Origin of the sequence: Leptospira alexanderi serovar Manhao 3 str. L 60, assembly GCF_000243815.2 — a bacterium.
Classification (GTDB): Bacteria; Spirochaetota; Leptospiria; order Leptospirales; family Leptospiraceae; genus Leptospira; species Leptospira alexanderi.
The window spans coordinates 92053-113926 of sequence record NZ_AHMT02000052.1; the positions used below are offsets into that span (position 1 = coordinate 92053).

16 protein-coding genes and 4 pseudogenes are annotated in these 21874 nt (G+C 34.9%); all 20 read left to right on the forward strand.

Features of this window, described 5'->3' with window-relative positions; translation table 11 throughout:
• Nucleotide 1 precedes the first annotated feature (1 nt).
• The 20 genes and pseudogenes from LEP1GSC062_RS16545 to LEP1GSC062_RS16645 all read left to right on the forward strand — a co-directional run bounded on the left by LEP1GSC062_RS16545 (nucleotide 2) and on the right by LEP1GSC062_RS16645 (nucleotide 21874).
• Nucleotides 2-1120 carry a class I SAM-dependent methyltransferase gene (locus tag LEP1GSC062_RS16545; protein WP_010578394.1) on the forward strand — a complete coding sequence of 373 codons (1119 nt, stop codon included), beginning with the start codon at nucleotides 2-4 and terminating at the stop codon, nucleotides 1118-1120.
• Between the two features lie 436 nt (nucleotides 1121-1556).
• Nucleotides 1557-2465 carry a TIGR04372 family glycosyltransferase gene (locus tag LEP1GSC062_RS16550; protein WP_244265121.1) on the forward strand — a complete coding sequence of 303 codons (909 nt, stop codon included), beginning with the start codon at nucleotides 1557-1559 and terminating at the stop codon, nucleotides 2463-2465.
• Between the two features lie 65 nt (nucleotides 2466-2530).
• Nucleotides 2531-3640: a sulfotransferase domain-containing protein gene (locus LEP1GSC062_RS16555; protein WP_020984865.1), complete on the forward strand. Its 1110-nt coding sequence runs from the start codon at nucleotides 2531-2533 to the stop codon at nucleotides 3638-3640.
• Complete coding sequence (locus LEP1GSC062_RS16560) at nucleotides 3633-5444, forward strand: ABC transporter ATP-binding protein (RefSeq protein WP_010578390.1); 1812 nt, start codon at nucleotides 3633-3635, stop codon at nucleotides 5442-5444. Before LEP1GSC062_RS16555 ends, LEP1GSC062_RS16560 begins: the two co-directional genes overlap by 8 nt.
• Before the next feature lie 24 nt (nucleotides 5445-5468).
• Nucleotides 5469-6029 (forward strand): adenylyl-sulfate kinase, encoded by a 561-nt coding sequence (locus tag LEP1GSC062_RS16565; protein ID WP_010578389.1) that lies wholly within the window; start codon nucleotides 5469-5471, stop codon nucleotides 6027-6029.
• Nucleotides 6019-6765: a class I SAM-dependent methyltransferase gene (locus tag LEP1GSC062_RS16570; RefSeq protein ID WP_020984992.1), complete on the forward strand. Its 747-nt coding sequence runs from the start codon at nucleotides 6019-6021 to the stop codon at nucleotides 6763-6765. The genes LEP1GSC062_RS16565 and LEP1GSC062_RS16570 overlap by 11 nt, the downstream gene beginning before the upstream one ends.
• A gap of 11 nt (nucleotides 6766-6776) precedes the next feature.
• Nucleotides 6777-9095 carry a PEP-utilizing enzyme gene (locus LEP1GSC062_RS16575; protein ID WP_039942515.1) on the forward strand — a complete coding sequence of 773 codons (2319 nt, stop codon included), beginning with the start codon at nucleotides 6777-6779 and terminating at the stop codon, nucleotides 9093-9095.
• A 4-nt stretch (nucleotides 9096-9099) separates the two neighbouring features.
• A complete protein-coding gene (locus LEP1GSC062_RS16580; RefSeq protein ID WP_010578386.1) occupies nucleotides 9100-9732 on the forward strand; it encodes a gamma-glutamyl-gamma-aminobutyrate hydrolase in 633 nt (210 codons plus the stop codon).
• 5 nt (nucleotides 9733-9737) lie between these two features.
• Nucleotides 9738-10445 carry a phosphocholine cytidylyltransferase family protein gene (locus LEP1GSC062_RS16585; RefSeq protein ID WP_039942517.1) on the forward strand — a complete coding sequence of 236 codons (708 nt, stop codon included), beginning with the start codon at nucleotides 9738-9740 and terminating at the stop codon, nucleotides 10443-10445.
• Nucleotides 10446-10591: 146 nt separating this feature from the next.
• Nucleotides 10592-11722 carry a TIGR00180 family glycosyltransferase gene (locus tag LEP1GSC062_RS16590; RefSeq protein ID WP_020984822.1) on the forward strand — a complete coding sequence of 377 codons (1131 nt, stop codon included), beginning with the start codon at nucleotides 10592-10594 and terminating at the stop codon, nucleotides 11720-11722.
• A 449-nt stretch (nucleotides 11723-12171) separates the two neighbouring features.
• Nucleotides 12172-13400: pseudogene (locus tag LEP1GSC062_RS16595) on the forward strand (class I SAM-dependent methyltransferase).
• A complete protein-coding gene (locus LEP1GSC062_RS16600; RefSeq protein WP_020984867.1) occupies nucleotides 13397-14488 on the forward strand; it encodes a DegT/DnrJ/EryC1/StrS family aminotransferase in 1092 nt (363 codons plus the stop codon). The pseudogene LEP1GSC062_RS16595 and the gene LEP1GSC062_RS16600 overlap by 4 nt, the downstream one beginning before the upstream one ends.
• 16 nt (nucleotides 14489-14504) lie before the next feature.
• A pseudogene (locus tag LEP1GSC062_RS25940) lies at nucleotides 14505-15282 on the forward strand (methyltransferase, TIGR04325 family).
• A 207-nt stretch (nucleotides 15283-15489) separates the two neighbouring features.
• Nucleotides 15490-16020 (forward strand): dTDP-4-dehydrorhamnose 3,5-epimerase, encoded by a 531-nt coding sequence (gene rfbC / locus LEP1GSC062_RS16610; RefSeq protein ID WP_010578378.1) that lies wholly within the window; start codon nucleotides 15490-15492, stop codon nucleotides 16018-16020.
• Between the two features lie 446 nt (nucleotides 16021-16466).
• A pseudogene (locus LEP1GSC062_RS22260) lies at nucleotides 16467-17805 on the forward strand (IS5 family transposase).
• Nucleotides 17806-17833: 28 nt separating this feature from the next.
• Nucleotides 17834-18758: pseudogene (locus LEP1GSC062_RS16625) on the forward strand (putative sugar O-methyltransferase).
• Nucleotides 18755-19696 (forward strand): NAD-dependent epimerase/dehydratase family protein, encoded by a 942-nt coding sequence (locus LEP1GSC062_RS16630; protein WP_010578375.1) that lies wholly within the window; start codon nucleotides 18755-18757, stop codon nucleotides 19694-19696. The pseudogene LEP1GSC062_RS16625 and the gene LEP1GSC062_RS16630 overlap by 4 nt, the downstream one beginning before the upstream one ends.
• Nucleotides 19693-20097 carry a sugar 3,4-ketoisomerase gene (locus LEP1GSC062_RS16635; RefSeq protein WP_010578374.1) on the forward strand — a complete coding sequence of 135 codons (405 nt, stop codon included), beginning with the start codon at nucleotides 19693-19695 and terminating at the stop codon, nucleotides 20095-20097. Before LEP1GSC062_RS16630 ends, LEP1GSC062_RS16635 begins: the two co-directional genes overlap by 4 nt.
• Complete coding sequence (locus LEP1GSC062_RS16640) at nucleotides 20094-21026, forward strand: SDR family oxidoreductase (RefSeq protein ID WP_020984848.1); 933 nt, start codon at nucleotides 20094-20096, stop codon at nucleotides 21024-21026. The genes LEP1GSC062_RS16635 and LEP1GSC062_RS16640 overlap by 4 nt, the downstream gene beginning before the upstream one ends.
• Nucleotides 21027-21268: 242 nt before the next feature.
• The gene (locus LEP1GSC062_RS16645) at nucleotides 21269-21874 is read left to right on the forward strand and encodes a class I SAM-dependent methyltransferase (protein WP_039942519.1); all 606 of its coding nucleotides are present in this window, start codon (nucleotides 21269-21271) and stop codon (nucleotides 21872-21874) included.

Sequence of the window (21874 nt, forward strand, 5' to 3'; positions counted from 1 at the left end):
TATGGAAATACCGTTTGTTGATTTTTATAATAAAAATAATATATCTCCGGTCAGTCAAAATATAACAGACTTAGAAAAGCATTCCTACAGACGTGAGTCCCTATATATTTCTTTAGGAATATTGCCAAGGTACATAAATAATAGAAAAATTATAGAGTTCGGACCGGGCAGTGGACACAACGCAGTTTACACTGCGAGTTTGAATCCTAAATTATATACCCTTGTAGATGGAAGTAGGGTCGGTTACAGGGCGACTAAAGAAAGGTTTAAAGATCAAGATAATATTGAAGTGATTCATGCTTTATTTCAAGATTTCAGTTCTGAAATTCAATATGATATGGTAATTGCAGAGGGTTGCCTTCCTCATCAAGCAGAACCGTTACTTCTTATGAATCATATCTGTAAGTTCGTTGATAAAAAAGGGATTTTTTTAATAACTACGTCGAATGGTGTTTCCTATCTTTCTGAAACGCTTCGTAGGTTAATGCGGGATAGGTTTTTATCTCCCAACGAGATGACAAAAAAGCAGCTAGATCTATTAATTCCGATTTATCAGCCCCATTTAAAAACTTTGCTTAATATGAGTAGACCAGTCGAGGACTGGATACTGGATAGTATCATTCAACCGTTGCAGCATGTTAAATTATTATCGATTCCGGATGTTATCAATCATTTGGACGGTAGGTTTGAAGTTTTAGGTTCTTCCCCAAAATTTATTGAGGATTGGAGATGGTATAAGGATATAAATTCTAAAACAAAAGGTTATAACCAAGTTGCATTGAATTCATATTACAGGAAAAATTTAAATTTTTTGGACTATCGTTTTAGATTCATTGAACATTCTAAAGAATTTGGCATAAAGTTGGAAGAACTATGCGATGAAACCTGGACTATCATGTGTAGTATTGAAAAGAGTGAAAGTAACGAAGGATGGAACAGGTTATTTGAAAACCTTTCCAGTATTCATGATCTGATTTTACAGCTTGCACCTGAAACTGCAAAAGCGCTTAAAGAAATTACGATCTGGTTGAAAGATGGCGATCTCAATAATTCCCTACCTAATTTTTCTAATTGGTGGGGAAGAGGGCAACAATATTTAAGTTTTATCAATAATCAGTAAGCTTCTGAATAAATTTTATATTTTTATAATGTTTAATCCTAACGCGTGCTTAGTTTGAAATTTATAAAATAAATTGACTTTAAATTTGCAGAGTATTTCGTGAATGCTTGTTAAATTGATCCGAATTTTTAGACGAATATATTATGTTTCTGTGATGTTTTTGAATTTTATTTGGGCTCTTCCATTTTTGTTAATTTTGCGCATTATACGCCCCTTAATATTAATCAGGTTTTGTAGTATTTTAACTTCTCGAATCGGCCATTTTACAATTGATTCAAGTTATCATTTAGCTACCTTACCGAAGTCGTCCAGATTTCCGAAAGTATATCATTGGTTTTGGTTTAGTCCGAACGATTCTGATAGTTCTAATACTTACTGGAGTAGCTTAGTTCGAAAGCGTTTGTATGTTCGCAGTTGGGTAAGGTATTTAGATTATTTGAATTATAAAATTCCCGGCGGTCAACTTCACATTATCCCACCGCTGTTTGCTTCCAGAGATAAAGATGGATTGTTTCAAAAGGATGTTGAACGATTTTCTATTGCCCCTCGGGAAATTAATTCAGCAAAATCATGGTTACGAGAAAAGGGTTGGGTGGATGGAGAGCCGTTTATTTGTCTTTTAGTGAGAGATTCGAAATATCTTTTATCCAATCCGGTTAATGCAGCATTTGGCGCATCGAGAGGAAATTGGGCATACCATAGCTATAGAGACTCGGATATAGATGCTTATGTCAAAGGAATTAAGTATTTTTTGTCTCAGGATTACTGGGTAATTCGAATGGGAAAGTCTTGTGTAAAACCTGTTTCGATCAAACATTCAAAACTGATCGATTATCCATTTATTGAAGATCAGGAAGATCTTATGGATATTTGGCTCACTCTCAATGCGAAGCTTTTTATAAGTACTGGAACAGGTATTGATATATTGCCTAGCATATATAAGTCTCCTGCTTCACTTTATGTCAATGCGTTGCCTTTGCTAAATTTGACATCTTGGCATAAGATGATCTGGGTGCCTAAATACTTGGTTTGGAAATCTACAGGTAAATATTTGACTTTTAAGGAACATTTGGCCCATAACTATATGGAAACTCAATTTTACGAAGATGCAGGAATACAAATTGTAGATTTGGCTCCTGAAGACATTTTAGACGTTTTTCAGGAGCAAGAACGGAGACTTTCTGGATCATGGATAGAGACTGAAGATGATCTAAAAAGACAGAAAAGTTTTTGGGAGATTTTTAAGGCGTGGCCTGAATTTTCTAAATATCACAATTGGATCCATCCTGAAGCCAGGGTCGGTGCTCATTTTTTGCGAAAAATGGGAGATTCTTTTTTCGAGTAATACGAATGAATGAAAATATACTAATAAAAACCTATTCTTAGATTTTAGATTATTCAGGAAATTATATGGAAAAATTGAATAACGTTTTGGCAATTTGCTTTTATGGTAGAAGTGGCTCTGTTTTTTTTCAGAGTTTATTTGATGGCCATCCTGAATGTGTAACTATACCTGGTTCGTATATTTCTGGTTACCAGGATTGGTTTGATGATCTGACGAGTTTGGGAACGTCTGCAGTTATTGAAAATTTTTGTAAAACTTTTAGAGTATTATTTGATCCGTATTATATTTCGGATGTCCCTTTACCATGTTGCGGAAAACAACCTGGATTGGACTGTAATTTTCATAAAATGGGTGAAAGGCAGGATGAAATTATTGCAATTGATGAGAGAGAATTTAAAGATCATTTATATTCTTTTACTAAAGAAGACTTATTACAATCTTCTGTTAGCTTTTTTAAAGCCCTTCATTTTGCCTATGCTTCTTGTAAAAAAATGGACCTAACTAAAATTAAATTGATAGTTTTCGCGTTGCATTCTCCTATTTTACGTAGAGCGCAATTTTTATTGGAAATGAATACAAAAATTATACATATGATTAGGGAGCCCTTGCAGTCTGCGTTATCTCTTTATAAGCAAAATAATTCAACTCAAGGTATATCTGAAATTTTAAATATTTTATCTTTATATAGTCCTATGGAAAATTTTGAAAATGTTACATACGCAGTAAAGCTTGAGGATCTGCACACAAGTCCTGAGAAAGTGATGAAAAATGTAGCACAATTTTTGAATATATCTTGGAATAATATTCTATTAGAAAGTTCTTTTGGAGGCAAGAAATGGTGGAATCTTTCAGGTACGGATAATATAAGTGGATTTAATAATATCATTATTGGTAAAAAATATGAGAATTACGTAACTGAACGAGATAAGGATAAGTTTGCTTTTATATTCAAAAAGTTGTATGAGCTTTGGGGGTATGATCGTAAAAAACACTTATTTTTAAACATATTTTCCGATTATAAATTTGAATCTAATTTACCTTTTGGGTTAAAAGTAAAGAATAAGTTTTTGTTGATTAAATTTATATTAGTACATAGTAATTTTGTTAGATTTTTTTTTGGCAAAAAGAAACTGAAAGTATTGCGATTATTGCCTTTGGAAAACTTTAATGAGTAAAAATCTAAATGAACATAGACTTTTTGCGACAATGTACGGGTTTGTATCGGACTATGCTTACCAGATTTTTTCATTAGGTTTTTACGTATTAATTGAAGGTCTTTTTTCTTTTGTTTCTGTATTTTCAATTATGCCGATGGCTGATTATTTAATAGACCAAAAGCTGATTTCTCCGAGTAAATTTACAATTTATATTTTGGATTGTTTTAACTCTTGGGGCATATCAATTAATTTTTTATCATTTGCATTGTTTTTTATGTTTGCGAATCTTTTTAAGAATTTGAGTGATGTTTTGGTTGGCTATTATGTTCTCAAGACGAAATATTCGATTTTACGTAAGATCATTCACGGCTTGCTGAATACGTTTCTTAAGGCTAGGTGGGAATTTTTTGGTTCGACTAATCATGGGAAAATTGTTAATACTTTAAGTAAGGAGCTGTCCACTGTTGGAGATTCGATAGGTCATATTGCAACTTTTTTATCTCAATTATTGCAATTATGTATATATATTAGTATTCCTTTTTTCATGAATTTTAAGATAACTTTAATTTCTGTTTCCATTTTTATCTTATTCGGTCTTCCTATTATGTTTTTTAATAGGGTCGTGAAAAAAAATTCTCAAGGTCATCTTGAAGCCTCTAATGCTCTTACAAGTAATATTATGGAAATTATTGCTTCTGCAAAGATTATATTAGGCTATGGAAGGCGAGAGAAATCTATTAATCATTTAATTCACTCTTATGATGTAGCTGCGGGTTGGGGGTTGAAAGTAAATTTCATTAATAATTTACTAGGTAAATTATTTTTACCTATAGGGATATTTTCCATGATTATTGCATTATCTTTTTCTATGCATGAAGGAATTATTTTTTCAGAATTAACGGCAATACTATGGAGTTTGATGCGCGCGCTTCCAATGTTGGGTTCTGTTCTACAAATTGGGACAACTTTTAGTGCTTTCTTGCCAAGTTATATTCAAATGAATTCATTAAAAATGAAAGCAGAGTCTCTTGCTGAAATTGAAGGACTGAAGATTTTTCATGAATTAAAACAAGGAATAAAAATCGATAACCTTTCATTTTCGTATCCCTTGCGTCAAGATACTCTTGAGAATATTAATATCTTTATTGAAAAAGGTAAAATGACGGCAATTGTTGGAGAATCTGGCTCAGGAAAATCAACTTTGACGGATCTTGTTTTAGGTCTGCAACTGCCTCAAAGCGGAGCGATTCAGATTGATGGAATTCCACTTTCAGAATGGAAGCAGAATTCTTTTCGGGAAAAAATAGGTTACGTTCCACAAGATCCTTATCTTTTTCATATTTCTATTCGTGATAATCTACTCTGGTCAAATCCTCAGGCCACCGATGGTGAACTTTGGGCTTCTCTTCAGCTTGCTAACGCGGATGGTTTTGTAAAACTTCTTCCACAAGGGATTGATACTATAGTGGGGGATCGTGGAATGCGGTTATCAGGTGGACAAAGACAAAGGATCGCTTTAGCTCGAGCCTTGTTGCGGAAGCCAGAGCTTCTTATCTTGGATGAGGCGACAAGTTCTTTAGATGTGGAGTCTGAGCAACTCATTCAAAAATCTATCAATAATCTTTCTGCTGACAGTACTATTTTAATTATTGCTCATCGTTTATTTACTATAATTAATGCAGATAGTGTTTATTTACTGAAGTCTGGTAAAGTTGTAGAACATGGTAGTTTTCAACAGCTTGCGAATAAAAGCAATGGATTGTTTGCCGAAATGATTTTTAAACAAAGAGATATGAATCAAAATGGTTATAACGATAAATAGTCTAAAGTTAACTAACTGAGCTTTATGGAAAAAATTGCTATTCGACCAAAAGTAATTTGGATTACAGGGCTGTCAGGCGCCGGTAAATCTACTATTTCTAGAGAGTTAGTTCGGCGTATGCGTGCAGATAATGAAACCGTTATAATTTTGGATGGTGATGAGTTACGTGAAGTTTTTAACGCAAATAAAATAAATGTTAATAGTCATAAACGAGAAAATAGATTAGCTCTAGCATTCCAATACTCTCATTTATGCCGCATTTTAGTAAACCAAGGTATAACTGTAGTGATTGCCACTATCTCTTTATTAAAAGAAATTCATTTATGGAATCGCTTAAATTTGCAGGGTTATTTTGAAGTGTATATTAAAGTTCCGTTAGAAGAATTGCGTCGTCGTGATCCTAAGGGAATTTATCGCCAGTTTGATTCTGGTGAAATTACTGATGTAGCTGGTTTAGATTTATCGATTGATGAGCCAAATCATCCTGATTTTGTAATCGAGTTTGAACCAACGAAAACTATTGAAAACATTGTTACCAATTTGATGAAATCAATTAAAGAAAAGGAATATCAAAATGAAAACTGAATGGGATTATACGAAGTTGGCAGATGCATATTTGAAACGGCCAGATTATTCAGATGCAGCCGTTGATTCTATGTTAAAAATCTTTGGTCTAACTTCGGGTAAAGTCTGTGATGTTGGCGCAGGAGTCGCACATTTGACGATCATGCTTGCGGAACGAGGATTCGAAGTATCAGCTGTAGAGCCAAATGATGCTATGCGTGCTAATGGCATGAAGAGGACTCTAAATATGAAAAATGTAAATTGGTTTGAAGGAACTGGCGAACAAACTAATCAAAGTGATAAAACTTTTGATTTTGTTACTTTTGGAAGTTCATTTAATGTTTGTGATCGTTTATTAGCTTTGAAAGAAACTGCTCGAATTTTAAAACCTAAGGGATGGTTCGCATGCATGTGGAACCATCGTCGTTTTGACGATCCGATTCAAAGTCAGATTGAAGCAATTATTAAATCTTATGTTTCTCATTATGACTACGGTACTCGTCGTGAGGATCAAACTTCTATAATTCTTGATAGTGGTTTTTTTGATTCGGCAATACATTTAGATTCAATGATCGTACACGAACAAACGATTCAAGAGTGTATAGAGGCGTGGAGATCTCATGCGACCTTAGAGAGGCAGGCAGGTGCATCTTTTGCACAAATAATTTATTCTATTGAAGATTATTTAAAAAATTTAAAACAATCTAAAATACAAATACCCTATTCTACTAATATTTGGCTAGCGCAACTAAAGTAGTTTTTCTCAAGATGAGTCTTTTAACTTATTCTACAAAAGCCAGAACTCTTCTGATTTTGAAAGATATATTGAAGTCTGCTCGAATAGCTCCTCTGGTTAAATTAACCATTCAAGAATGGAAAAAAGATTCAGTTGGTTGTTTGGACTTTATATTTAAAGAATTAAAAGCTGGGCCTTGGATTGTAAGGTCTAGCTGTCATAGAGAGGATACTGTTTTAGGTTCAAATGCTGGTGCTTTTTTGTCTTTATTGAACGTAACCAAGGATGATTTACAATTTGCGATTGAAAGAGTAATATCATCTTATGGAAATTCTTTTGAAAATGATGAAATTTTGATTCAGCCTATGTTAAAAAATGTAATTCGGTCAGGAGTTGCTTTTTCACATGATCCAAATACAAATTCTCCATATAGAGTCATAACTTGGATAGAAGGTTCAGATACTTCAATAGTAACAAATGGTAGTGGAGGAAAAACTTGGCAAGGCGCTGCCTCAGCTACTATATCTCCACCAAAAGAATTGAAAGGTGTTATTGATTTATTAAATGAATTACTAAATTTATTTGGTTCATTGCCTGTTGATTGTGAATTTGCCATTACTCTTGATGAAGGAGAAGAAAACTTATGGCTATTGCAGGCGCGTCCTTTATTAATGCAAGGGCAAGTTGAGACTTCGGATGCCCAGTATAAACGCATTTTATTGATCGAAGATAAAGTAAAAAGAGGTATGCGTTCACATCCCTTTCTTATGGGTAAACATACTGTTTATGGAGTTATGCCTGACTGGAATCCTGCAGAAATTATAGGGATTCGTCCCAAGCCTCTTGCCTTGTCCCTGTATAGAGAACTCGTAACCGACTCTATATGGGCGTATCAAAGGAATAATTATGGCTATAGAAATCTAAGAAGTTTTCCTTTAATGCCCCACTTTTTTGGTTTACCATATATTGATGTAAGACTGTCGTTTAATTCTTTTATCCCAGCTGATTTAGAAGATGGGTTGGCAGGACGTTTAGTAGATCATTATATTGATAAATTGTTAGCTGAGCCTGCACTTCACGATAAAGTAGAGTTTGAAATAGTATTTTCTTGCTATACTCTCGATTTGCAACAACGTTTAAGAAGGCTTAAAGACGCTGGATTTTCAACAGAAGAGTGTAGAGTAATAGCGGATAGTTTGAGGCGTTTAACCAATCGTATTGTTCATCCAAAAAATGGCTTATGGAAATCTGATTCGGCCAAGTTAGATACACTTAATTCACGCCGAGAGCTCCTCTTTGCTTCAAATTCTGATTCATTGGAACGCATCTATTGGTTGATCGAAGATTCGAAAAGGTATGGAACATTACCTTTTGCAGGATTGGCCAGGGCTGGTTTTGTTGCTGTTCAGATGTTAAGATCTTTAGTGGCGGTTGGAATTTTCTCGGACGATGATTATGATGCATTTATGGCCAGTATATCTACTGTTAGTGGGCAATTGACACGGGATAGGGCAACGCTTGATAAAACAACTTTTCTATCTCGTTACGGACATTTAAGACCAGGAACTTACGATATTCTTTCACCTCGTTACGATGAAGCATCTGAATTGTTTTTTGATTGGAGCATAAGACCGTCCTTACCAGAATCAAATAAGCCTTTTTCTATGACCTTACCTCAAATGAGAGAAATTGTTAGAGCTTTGGCACAGCATGGGTTAGAGCCAGACGCAGTAGGGCTTTTTGATTTTTTACAAGCTGGTATTGAATTAAGAGAACTTGCTAAGTTTCATTTTACTAAAAATTTATCTGATGCTCTTTCCTTAATTGGTTCTTATGGAGAAAAACTTGGAATCTCTAGAGAGGATTTAGCGTATTGTGATATTTCTGTTTTTAAAGAATTATATGTATCAGCTATTGATTCTTTTGATTTATTGAATCGTTCTATTGAAATAGGGAAAATGCGTTATCAAGATACTTTGCATACTGCTTTACCACCATTAATTGCAAAAGTGGAAGATGTATGGTCTTTTGATTGGCCTGAAACTTTCCCTAATTTTATAACTCAGAAACAAGTGACGGCTCCAGTGATAACCGATCAAAATAAATCTAAATTGGCAGGATCTATCATATGTGTTCCTAACGCGGATCCTGGCTTTGATTGGCTTTTTGCCTATCCCATCGCGGGTTTAATTACTGCTTGGGGAGGAGCTAATTCTCATTTAGCAATTCGAGCTGGAGAGTTAGGTTTACCGGCCGTGATTGGTGCCGGTGAGGTTTTATATCGACGTTGGTCTAAGGCATCTGTACTTCATATAGATTGTGCCGGACATCGGGTAGAGGTTTTATCGTAACTTTATGGCATTGGAGGATCGATTTGTTGTTGTTGTATCTCAGCGTGTTGATTCATATAAAGAACGAGAAGAGCGTAGAGATGCATTAGATCAAAGATTGTGTTATTGGTTGCTAGAAGCTGGATTTATTCCTTATCCTATACCAAATGCTTTAAATAGTTCTGGAAAAAGCGATGCATTATTAAATTGGCTTACTTATTTAAATCCACGTGCGATTTTACTTTCAGGCGGAAATGATATAGGATTGGCAGAGGATCGTGATAATACAGAAAGATTTTTGTTAAATTATGCCAGAAAACAATCTTTACCTGTTTTAGGAATTTGTAGAGGGATGCAAATGATGGCTGTTTGTGAAGGAGTGGTTTTAAAATTATTATCTGGGCATACTAAAACTACTCATAAATTAATAAATTATGATAAATTTAGTGTATGGCCTAATGAAGTAAATAGCTATCACAATTGGGGGATATTTGATCTTCCAAAAAATTTCAAGTTAATGGCAAAGACAGAGGATAATACTATTGAAGCAATTAGACACGTTCAGCTTCCTTGGGAAGGTTGGATGTGGCATCCAGAGCGCGAAAAGAATTTTAGTCTGATTGATATCGAACGTGTTCGAAGATTGTTTAAAGGTTGATTATCATGAAGGCGATTATTTTGGCGGCTGGGCGTGGTAGTCGAATGAAAAATTTAACTGAGGATCTTCCCAAGTGTCTTTTGAAAATAAAAGGAGATACTTTGCTGAACTGGCAATTAAAAGCTCTTAAGAATACAGGAATTAAAGATATTGCGATTGTTACAGGTTATAAAAGAGAACTTTTGAAGCAGCAAGGATTGCTAGAATTCTATAATTCAAAATGGGCAGAAACGAATATGGTTTCTTCACTGGAATGTGCGAGAGATTGGTTGGAGAATGATGTGTGTATTGTCAGTTATTCTGATATTATTTATGATAATAAAGCAGTAGAATTTTTGATAAATAGTAAGGCAAATATAGCGATAACTTTTGATAAAAATTGGTTAACTTTATGGGAAAAGCGGTTTGAGGACCCATTGACAGATGCAGAAACATTCCGATTGAATCATGATGGTTCAACATTAACTGAGATTGGAAATAAGCCAACGTCGATAGCAGAGATACAGGGTCAGTATATGGGCTTATTAAGATTTACTCCTATAGGTTGGTCTGAAATAGTTCGTATTAGGTCTGAATTGTCCAATGAACAACGTAATAGGATGCATATGACAGGAACATTACAAAAAGTTATAGAAGCAGATAGGATATCTATCGAAGCTATCCCTTATTCGGACTCATGGGGAGAATATGATTCTCCTAAAGATTTAGAATAATATATTGAAAATATTTCGAATTTAAAAGATATATTAAAGTTTTACCTTTTTATGATTAAGAGCTTGAAAGCGTAGCCGTCTACTTACGTCCACTTTTATGTGACTACTCCAGATGATTTTTAAGTAAATTTTGGGACAAGATCTAAATGAATAGTACAACAATTCTACTTACTCTTAAAGGAAGGCCTTTGCATACGCTTCGCTGGATGTGGCATCATAATCGAATTCGATTGCCTTTTCCTATAGTAATAGCAGACGGGGGAAACAATCAGGAAATCGAACGTTTACTTTCTAATCCTAAAAATTTTCCGAATTTAAATTATAGATATTTTCGCTATCAAGATAATTTATTAGAAGATTACTGGTTTAAGTTGGCAGATATAATTACGAAAATAGATACACCATATGTTATGTTTTCAGATAATGATGATTTTGTTCTTCCCGATGCGGTTTGTAATGCGGAAGAATTCCTCAAGACTCACTCTGATTATATCAGTGTCGCCTCTATTAGTTTGAATTTTGCTCTAAAAGATAAAAGCCAAGACTTCGATCGCTTGTTAGTTATAGGAGATATGTATAATTTTTCTTTCCAACACGGAATAAATTATGATTCTACCAATGTGATACCACGAATTAAACAATTTCTGGATCAGCCGTATTATTTTTTCTATTCGGTGACTCGGACCGAAGCATGGATCGATATTTTTAAAGAAGTGAAAGAAATTAATTTTAAAAATTTTGATGTTTGGGAAAGGTTTATGTATCTTTCTCTTATTATTAAAGGTAGAACTATGTTTTCATGGCAACCGTCTTACCTACGTCAATTGGAAAGTTCCGAGACGCATTCATCTGTTTTACCTTGGATTCATAGACTTTTTTTTTCCGATTGGATGAATGATTTTCAATCCATGGTTTCTGCGATAATACGCCGTGCTGAAAAAGTTTCGATTGTTCCTATCTCTCTTGAGTTGGATAAAATACTTCGACAGCTTTATGTAGACTCGATGCCAAATATCATTCAAAATCATTTAACAATGACAAACGTTGATAATCCATCTTGGCTGAGAATAATGATTAAGAAAGCTAAGAATGTTGCTTTGATTCGTCGTTTTTTCGGAGCATATAAGCGAAAAAAACTTTTAAATGCTTTAGTTTCGAAAGGTTTAAATGATTTACAGTTGGAAAAAGTCAAAAATGAATTAGACGAAGTTCGTAAGACTTTAATGGATCCGGATTTACGCGCTAAACTTTTGTTATTTAAGTTGAATTCGATATAAGAAAGCTTTGGCAAATTATTCACAAACTTCATAACTAAAATGCCTCGCGAGTGCGCTTGAACTCAATGTTTCTTTCTACGAATCGAAACATAATGTTCCAATTCCTTTGGAATTTCCACTACAATCGTTTTCGCATTTGTTATGCCGAACTCACGTTGTTTAAAAATTAGATATAATTTCAGAGCAGTATGCCTTGAGGTCTCGAAAGCATAGAATGAATGCAATCTATTTAAAGAATGGATCACGTTTGAAAAACTAAAGCGCAACTCTATGGATCGCGTTGTGTGGGTTCTTATATGTTTTTAGAAAAGTTAGATTTTGGTTTTAATATCAGATTAAAAAGTTGGTTTAAAGTTACATTATGAATTGCTTTACGAAAACAAAACGCTTTTATCGATCCTATCGAATACAATCAATTCTAAAGTCGCTAAAAATAAAGAGTTTATAAAATGAAACAAACAAATTGCAGAGTTTGCAATGAACCGTTGCAAAAGATATTGGATTTGGGTCGTCAACCGTTAGGAAATGGATTTTTGACGGAAGATAAATTTAAGTATGAATATTTTTTTCAGATGGAAGTAGGTTTCTCTGAAACGAGTAAGATGCTACAGTTAATAGAGCAGCCTGAGCCGGAGAAAATGTTTCATGAAGAATATGCTTTCTTCTCCAGTACCTCTAAATATATGGAAAAACATTTTAAAGAATTCGCAGATTTGATCCTCGGATCGAAGTTTCTTTCTAAGGAAAATCCGTTTGTAGTCGAGCTTGGTTGTAATGATGGCATCATGCTTAAGAACTTTGCACAGAGACGTATCAATCACTTAGGGATTGAACCTTCTCGAAACGTGGCCGCGATTGCAAATCAAAATGGTGTAAAAACCATATCAGAATTCTTTGATGTAGATGTTGCAAAAAAAATTGTAGATCAACACGGTCAGGCGGATGCGTTCCTTGCCGCAAACGTAATGTGCCACATTCCGGATATCAAGAGTGTGGTAAAGGGAATCGCAACTCTTTTAAAACCTACCGGAATCGTAATGTTCGAAGATCCGTATTTGGGAAATGTCGTCGAAAAAATTTCCTACGATCAAATTTACGATGAGCACGTATTTTTATTTTCGGCACTTTCTATTCAATATTTATTTAATCTTTATGGTTTGGAACTAATCGATTTGCTGCCTCAAAAAACACATGGAGGTTCTATGCGTTACGTCTTGGCGCATAAAGATGCTTATCCGGTGAGTGAGGCCGTTCATGCGATTATTGAAAAGGAAAAAAACAAGGACTTGATAAACTGGAAACATTTATTAAGTTTAGAGAGGATGTTGAAAAATCCAAATCGGATCTAGTTTCGCTTCTGAAGGAAATTAAGTCACAAGGCAAACGAGTTGTAGGCTATGCTGCGACTTCAAAAAGTACAACTATATTCAATTATTGCGGTATTGGACCGGATCTGATCGATTTTATCTCTGATACGACACCGATCAAGCAGGGTAAATTTTCTCCTGGAGTTCATATTCCGGTAAAAGCATACTCGGAGTTTAAATCAGTTTATCCAGACTATGCCTTTCTTTTGGCTTGGAATCATTCAGAGGAAATTATGGCCAATGAGCAAGAGTTTATGAAATCTGGTGGTAAGTGGATTACACACGTTCCTTTTGTAAGAGTTATCAAATGATTCTTTGCGCAAATCCATTAGCACAGAATGATTCTTATAAGGATGAAATTCAAAAAGCGATTTCATCCGTTCTCGCGAGCAATCGTTATATTTTAGGTCCGGAAGTTGAAACTTTAGAGGAAGAATTCGCTTCCTTTATCGGCGTAAAACATTCCATTGGGGTTGCGAATGGAACGGATGCAATTGAGATTGCGCTTCGATCCTTAGGAATTGGACCCGGCGATGAAGTTATTACGGTTTCCCATACTGCTGTTGCGACCGTCGCAGCAATTGAAGCCGTGGGAGCAAAGCCCGTATTAGTAGACGTAGATCCTCAGTTTTTTACGTTAAATCCTTCGCAGTTGGACGAAGTATTTACGATCCATACAAAGGCAGTGATTGCGGTTCATCTTTATGGTCAATCTGCTGATTTGGATAGAATCCAATCATTCTGTCAAAAAAAAGGGATTTATTTAATTGAGGATGTTTCCCAAGCTCACGGTTCTACTTGGAAGGGAAAGAAACTGGGAAGTATTGGTCAGATTGGTTGTTTTAGTTGTTACCCTACGAAAAATTTGGGGGCGATTGGAGATGCTGGTTTGATTACTACAAATGATTCTCATCTTGCATCTAAGATGAGAATGCTCAGAGAATACGGATGGAAGGAACGGTATATTAGCGAGTTTGCGGGTCGAAATTCAAGATTAGACGAATTGCAAGCCGCTATTTTGAGAGTGAAACTTCGTAATCTAAATTCAGACAATGGAAAACGTAGGACCATAGCGACTGAATACGATCAAGGCTTGCAAGGGAAAGCCGTTAAGGTTCCTGCAAAAAATCCTAACTCGGAGCACGTATATCATCTTTATGTTATTCAGGTTGATAGAAGAGAAGAGTTGATCCTTCGTCTTAAATCGGAAAAAATTTTTCCAGGTGTACATTACCCGATTCCGATTCATTTACAACCGGCGTATTTGGGAAAAATTAAAACTGCTTCTTCGATGAAAGTGACGGAGGATTTATCAAGAACCGTACTTTCACTTCCTATGTATCCTGAATTACCTTCGGATGATGTGCAGAAGGTTATTTCTTTCGTTTCTTCAAAATAAATTTAAAATTTTTTTCATGAAAAAAAAGATAAATCAGCCTCCGAATCAACTTTTAGTTTGGACGGCGTTTTTTCAACTTGGGAAGAGGCGATTCGTTCCGCTGCTGGAGTCGACGGAGAAAAAGGTTTTTCAAATGAAAGATGGTTTGAGCGAATTTTAGATCAGTTAAATTCGTTTCGATTGGAGATCAAAGAGTTTGGGATTGCCGTTCCGCCTAGACCTACAAATTTACCAATGGTAATTTCCTTGACTAATTCAAGAACAATTGTCGATTTGGGTGGTTCCTCCGGTTGGATCTATGACTATTTGAATTCAATTACGTTCTTGAATAAGATTAAAAAGTATTCTCTATTTTAGAAGTTTCGGATGTTGTATCTAGATCCAAAAGATTCAATCACTCCAATAAGGTTCGATATTATACCGATTTTAAAGAGATTTTCCAGTGTGATCTTCTTTATACAAACAGCGTGATTCAATATTTTCCTACGAACAAATATCTATTAGAAGTTATCGATCAAGTAAAGCCTAAATTTGTTTTACTAGACGACTTATATGCTGGAGATAACGATGAATTTTTTTCAAATCAGATTAGCTATGAAAGAAAAATTCCTCATCGGTTCTTAAATTTCAAAAAATTCAGGGAAGAGGTGAGTAAAGAAGGTTATCGTTTGATTTTAAAACAACCCTTCAATACTCCGATTTTAGGTAAATACCAGCCAAAGCCGATGGATCATTTTCCGAAAAAGTATAGATTGAGATATTCTTTATCTGTAGTTTTTAAAAAAGTAACCTAATGGATCTTGGTTTATAGTTTGTTCCAAACTTTTAAAATCTAGGAACTCTTACAATCTTAAAAGTTACGAGAAACTTATACAAAAGGTTATAAATCATCTCATAAGGACAAAATTTATAGGAATTCTTACATTTTTTAGGATTTGTACGATTTTTTTAATAACATTTTTTTAAGGTTTTGAGGCAAGTTCTTAATATAACTGTAATTTATGAAATTTGAAAAAACACCAATAGAAGGTCTTCTTATTCTTTATCCAAAAGTTTATGAAGACGAAAGGGGATTTTTTTTAGAAACATACGAAAGTGAACGATATAAAGAAATAGGAATTAAAGAAGGATTTGTGCAGGACAATCATTCTCATTCAGTTAAGAATGTAATCCGAGGAATGCATTTTACAAAAAAAAGACCTCAATCTCAAATTCTAACGGTAATGAAAGGGGCCATTTTTGACGTCGTTGTGGATATTCGAAAAAACTCTTCAACTTTTGGGAAATGGTTTGGGATAGAATTGAGCGACGATAAAATTCGGCAAGTTTATATGTCGTCTGGGTTGGCGCATGGGTTTTGTACATTGTCGGACTCTGTCGATCTACATTATAAAGTCAGCGAGAAATACGATCCTAACGATGATGCTGGTTTGAATTACGCCGATCCAATTGTCGGAATCTCTTGGCCGATTCAAAATCCGATTATTTCTAAAAAAGATCAGAATCTTCCTTATTTAAAAGATCTGACCTAAATTGTTTCTGGAACAGGATTTTCAGTTTTATTAGATATTCATTATGATGGGGAAAATCAAATAATTTTCGTTCTCGACGCTATTGAGGAACATAGATTAGGAAATAGCCTTATAACCTTAAGGAATTTATTTTCTTGAATATTTGTTTCAAATACAAATAGTCTATTTGCCGAATTTGTGCCGGGTTTACTAAATCTTAGTTAATAGAGTATGGTGAATTTTGGCACGAATCCGCCTTTTCGATGCAGAATTACCGGCTGCTATATAGTTCTTAGTAATATTTTTTAAAAATACAAATAAATGTACTAATAGGGGACTAGCATAAATAGTCGTCCCTGAAAAAGGGTTAAAAATACGAATAACGTGAATAAAACGCTATCCAAAGGGAAAGAATAAAAAACAAAATCACCGGAAAGAAGCAGAAGCGCATCCAAAACCCGGTGAAAATGAAACCAGAAACAACCTCGCAACGCCAGAATCAAAGTGAACTTTTTCGAAATAGATTAGACCAGATACTCGATCATAAACATCCGTTGTATCAATTAGCGAAGAAGATAGACTGGGGAAAATTTGAGAAAGAATTTGGGAAGCACTACACAGAGAAAACGGGTCGACCTGGATTGCCGATTCGCTTGTTAGTCGGCCTGCATTACTTGAAATACGCGTATAACGTATCGGATGAAGGTGTAGTAGAAAAATATTTAGAGAATCCCTATTGGCAATATTTCTGCGGGAATGAATATTTCGAACACGATTTTCCTTGTGATCCGACGAGTTTAGTAAAATGGAGAAAACGAATCGGCAGTGAAGGCGTAGAGAAATTCTTAGAAGAGACAATCTTGTTAGGACAACGAGAAGGTCAGATAACGCATCAAGAATTTACGAGAGTGAATGTAGATACGACGGTTCAGGAGAAAGCGATCACTTTTCCAACGGATGCGAAGCTGTATCATAAAGCCAGACACACGTTAGTTGAATAAGCCGTAAAAGAAGGCATCAAACTAAGACAAAGTTATAAACGAAAGAGTAAATTAGCACTCATTAAACAATGACGTTATTCACATGCAAAACAAAGTAAACGGGCCAAGAAAGAAACGAAACGTTTAAAAACGTATTTAGCTCGAGTAAAACGCGACATAGAGCGAAAAGTAGAAAATCCTAATAAACGACTTCAATCTCTTTTAGAAATTTCCGAGAAGATTCTAACGCAAGAAAAAAATAAGTAAAGGTAAAATCTACAGCGTTCATGCTCCGGAAGTGGAATGTATCTCTAAAGGTAAAATTCATAAGAAGTATGAATTCGGTTGTAAGACAAGTTTAGTTACTACCAGTAAATCCAATTGGATTGTTGGCGTTCAAGCCTTGCACGGTAATCCGTATGACGGTCATACTTTGAAGAATGCCATCAACCAGATGGAAAAGATAACCGGCTTTCGACCTAAGGAGTGTTATGTGGATCAAGGTTACAAAGGAAACGATCATCATCCGGTCGATGTGGAAGTTCACCTTTCCAATAAAAGCAGAAAGAAAATGTCTCGTTGGCAAAGGAAATGGATGAACAGAAGAGCCGCCATTGAACCGATCATTTCTCATTTGAAACAGGGTCACAAGATGGATCGGAACTTTCTGAAAGGTCAAGAAGGAGATCGTATCAATGCCATCCTATCCGCTGCCGGTTGTAATTTCAGAAAGCTATTCCGAGCTTTCTTTTTGTTTCTGGATCAAATTGCTCTTTTTCGCGTGCGCCTTTTTCAAATTTCTCTTTGGTGCAACCATTTTAATTAGGAGATCACTTTTTCAGGGACGACTAATTATGGAAATTTCAAGTCTTTGGAAAACTTTAATTGAATCAAAGTTTCAAAAAATAGATGATCATTTTCTAAATTCCTTTAGATTGCCTGGAAATTCAAATAATCGTTTGGCAGCTTGGGATCCATTTGATCCCACAATAAGGTTTTTTAAATTTCTTTTGTTGAACGAGTACGGCCGTAAGCCGGATTCATTTTTTATAAAATATAATAAATTAGGTAACGTAAATTTAGGCAATCCGGTTTTCATTACTGTTGATAGGAAAGAATCTAAGATCGTGTCGAAAATTAATATCGATCATTTTTTTTCTGTGGAAGAATATGAGTTTCTAGAAGCGAATTTACCTTTAGAATCATGTCAAAATATTCTTGAAATAGGAGCAGGTTTTGGAAGGACTTGTCAAGGTTTGATTAAATTATTTGATGCTATCAAGTCTTACACAATTGTTGATTTGCCAGAAATGCTTTCTTTAAGTTCTTCCTATCTGAAAAAAGTTCTATCTAATGATGAATTTGAAAAGGTAAAGTTTATTTCTCCTGAAAATATTCACTTAGTAGAAAATAAAGATTTAGTAATCAATATAGATTCCTTTCAGGAAATTGCCTAGAAAAACTATCGAATATTATATGGAAAATGTAGTTTCTAATGCGAAGTATTTTTATTCTAAAAATCCGATTGGTAAATATACGCCAGAAAGTATTGGTATTAAATTGGGGAATCCTAATCAAATTCGGGAAATTTTGACACTTGGTTTATCGACCCAAATAATCGATATTTTTAATGAAAAAGAACTCAGACTTGCTCGAAGGCAACATATAGAAGCCTATAAACCATCTAAATCTTTTGTTCTTGTTAGTGAATGTCCCATGGAAATATTTCCCTATTATCATAATGTTCTCTATAAGAATAATGATAAGAATGTGCAATGAGCATTTTAATAACTGGATCCTCTGGATTGATTGGCTCAGCTTTGGCCGCAAAATTAGAATTTTTGGGGAAAAGAATTTACTGTCATTCTCGTAGCGTTACTGCGGAACCACAAAAAAATACAATTCAGTTCGATCTTACCGATCCAAACTTGGAAAAGCTGGATTTACCTGAGTTCGATGTCGTTTATCATTTGGCCGGCCAGACTAGCGTTCCGCGAGCGAAATCGGATCCTATATCTGACTTACAAATCAATGTATTTGGGCTTTTGAATCTAATTCTATGTTTAAAAAAACAAAAAAAGAAACCGATCGTGATTCTTGCAGGAACTACGACAGAAACCGGATTACATCAATCAATGCTGATTGATGAAGATGTTAGGGACGAGCCGCTCACTTTTTACGATATCAGTAAACTTTCCGCAGAACACTATCTAAAGCAATGTATCCGTGAAGGTTGGATTTTAGGCTGTTCATTACGTTTGGCTAATGTTTACGGCGGAAGTAGACCGGGTCAGGAAAAAGATAGGGGAATTTTGGATAAAGTTTTTCATCGTGCGTTAAAAGGTGAAACGATCCAAATTTATGGGGATGGGGCGTTTTTGAGAGACTATATCCACCTTGACGACGTTGTTTCTGCTTTTATAAGCGCTTCCGATCATATCGAAAATACGAATGGAAAACATTTTATTATAGGTAGTGGAAAATCTTATTCTATTAGAGAGGCCTTTGAGATTGCGGCGAATATCGCTTTCGAAATCAGCGGACTCAAAGCAAAAATTGAATATGTAGATCCGCCAATCAATGTTTCGCCGATTGACAGTCGAAGCGTTATCTATGATACAAGTTCCTTTAGATCGGCTACTGGATGGGAGCCTAATTTTTTATTGGAGTCTGGGCTTCGTCGTTCTTACACTCTTAAAAATGGAACAAATATATGATAGAGCCTAGTTTCATTCGATTCCCTTCTTTTATAGAAGAAAATGGTTTGTTAAGTGTTTACGAATCTGGTAAACAAGTCCCTTTTTTAATCCGAAGAGTATTTACAGTTACTGCAAACGTAGATGATATTCGAGGAGAACATTCCCATCGTAAATGTTCTCAGTTACTAATATGTACAAATGGGAAGATCAAAATTACTTGTGATAACGGAAGTTCCGTTACCGAATATTTACTTGAAAATATGAATGACGGTCTTTTGATTCCACCTGGAATTTGGGCGACACAGCAATATTTAGATGTTAATTCTGTCTTACTTGTCCTATGCGATAGAGGATATGAGGTTGAAGATTATATACGTAATTATGATGAATTTTTAGAATGGGTAAAGAATCAAAAATGAAGATAGTTATTACGGGAGCCTTAGGGCATATTGGTTCTTTGGTTGTTAGGGTCCTTCCGGTATCGTTTCCGGACGCGGAAATCGTAATGATTGATAATTTGATGACTCAGAGATATTGTTCTCTTTTTAATCTTCCGCAAAATGTTAATTACCGGTTCGTGGAAGGGGATGTTACTAAACTGAATTTAGAGGAAACTTTTGTAAACACGGATGTGGTCATTCATCTCGCCGCTATCACAGATGCGGCTGGAAGTTTTGACAAAGCTGACGTTGTAGAAAATAATAATTTTAATTCCACGAAAAAAGTGGCGGAAGCTTGTTTGAACACGGGGGCAAAATTGATCACATTTTCTTCGACAAGCGTTTATGGAACTCAAAACGAGTTGGTCGATGAGAACTGCTCCGAATCGGAATTGAAGCCTCAGAGCCCTTATGCCACTACTAAATTGAAAGAAGAAAAATTGGTTCGCTCTTTGTTTTTAGAGAAAAATTTAAAAGTGGTCACTTTCCGATTTGGAACTATTGTAGGAGTTTCTCCCGGTATTCGATTTCATACAGCGGTAAATAAATTTTGTTGGCAGGCAGCTTTTGGAAAACCAATTACCGTTTGGAGAACTGCGTATGATCAAATGCGACCTTATTTAGAAATCAATGATGCTTGTAATACGATTGTCGAGTTTATTAAAAAAGATATTTTCGATGGAGAGATTTATAATATTTTGACTGTTAATGCCACGGTGAGGCATATTGTTGAATTGATTCAAAAGTACGTGCCTTCTTTAAAAATTGAATTTGTAGAAAATAAAATTATGAATCAATTGAGTTATGAAGTAAGTAATCGAAAAGCGCTTGATAGGATCAATATTTCTTTAGCCGAAAATTTAGAACAGAGTATTAAATTGGAGCTGGACCTACTCAATGCCATTTGAAATGGCGGGATTTTATGTTCGATTGCGGTTTCAACTAAAAAGGTATAGATTTATAAAGATCTTTTAATATTCTAAACATTAAAAGGTTCTTTGCCATCTGAGCATTATTTGGAAATTTTTTAGTATGAAAATGGCATACCTTTTGAGGTTTGTTTTGTGATAATATTTTTGCAGATAAATGCCGCTCTGATTGTGCGGTCTAAATTCCATTCGGAATTATTGATTAATATAAGAGGTAGATGATGACGAAAATTAATATTGGGTGCGGCGGTCGGCCATTAGTAGATTATATAAATATCGATCAAGATTCTCTTAATGATATTCGATTAAGATATCCCAATAAGGTTTTTGAGGATAGTATAGTAATTGAAAATCATAATATATTTAATCTTCCTTATTCCGATAATTCTATTGACGAGGTTAGAGCCGATGGATTGTTAGAGCATCTATCTTTTAAAGATGAACCTAGATTGCTATATGAGATTAAAAGAATATTAAAAAAAGATGGTATTTTTGAATTTAGCGTTCCTGATTTTGAGGAAGTGTGTAGGATTTGGTTGAGTCTGGAGGACGATTGGAAGGATTTTTTCAGCGATTCAGAAGAAGATATAAAAAATAGTCACTGGTTTGGGACATATACCTACGAATATAAAAATCGTTGGGGATATATTATTGCGACCATTTACGGTAGCCAAAACGGTGAGGGACAATATCATAGAAATTGTTATTCTAAGAAAAAAATTCAAAAAATGATGGCATTTTTAGGATTTAATATTATTAAACTGGAATCTTTTCTTTGGAAATCCGATCGCGATCCGATGATACGATGTGTTGTCGAGAAGGCGTGA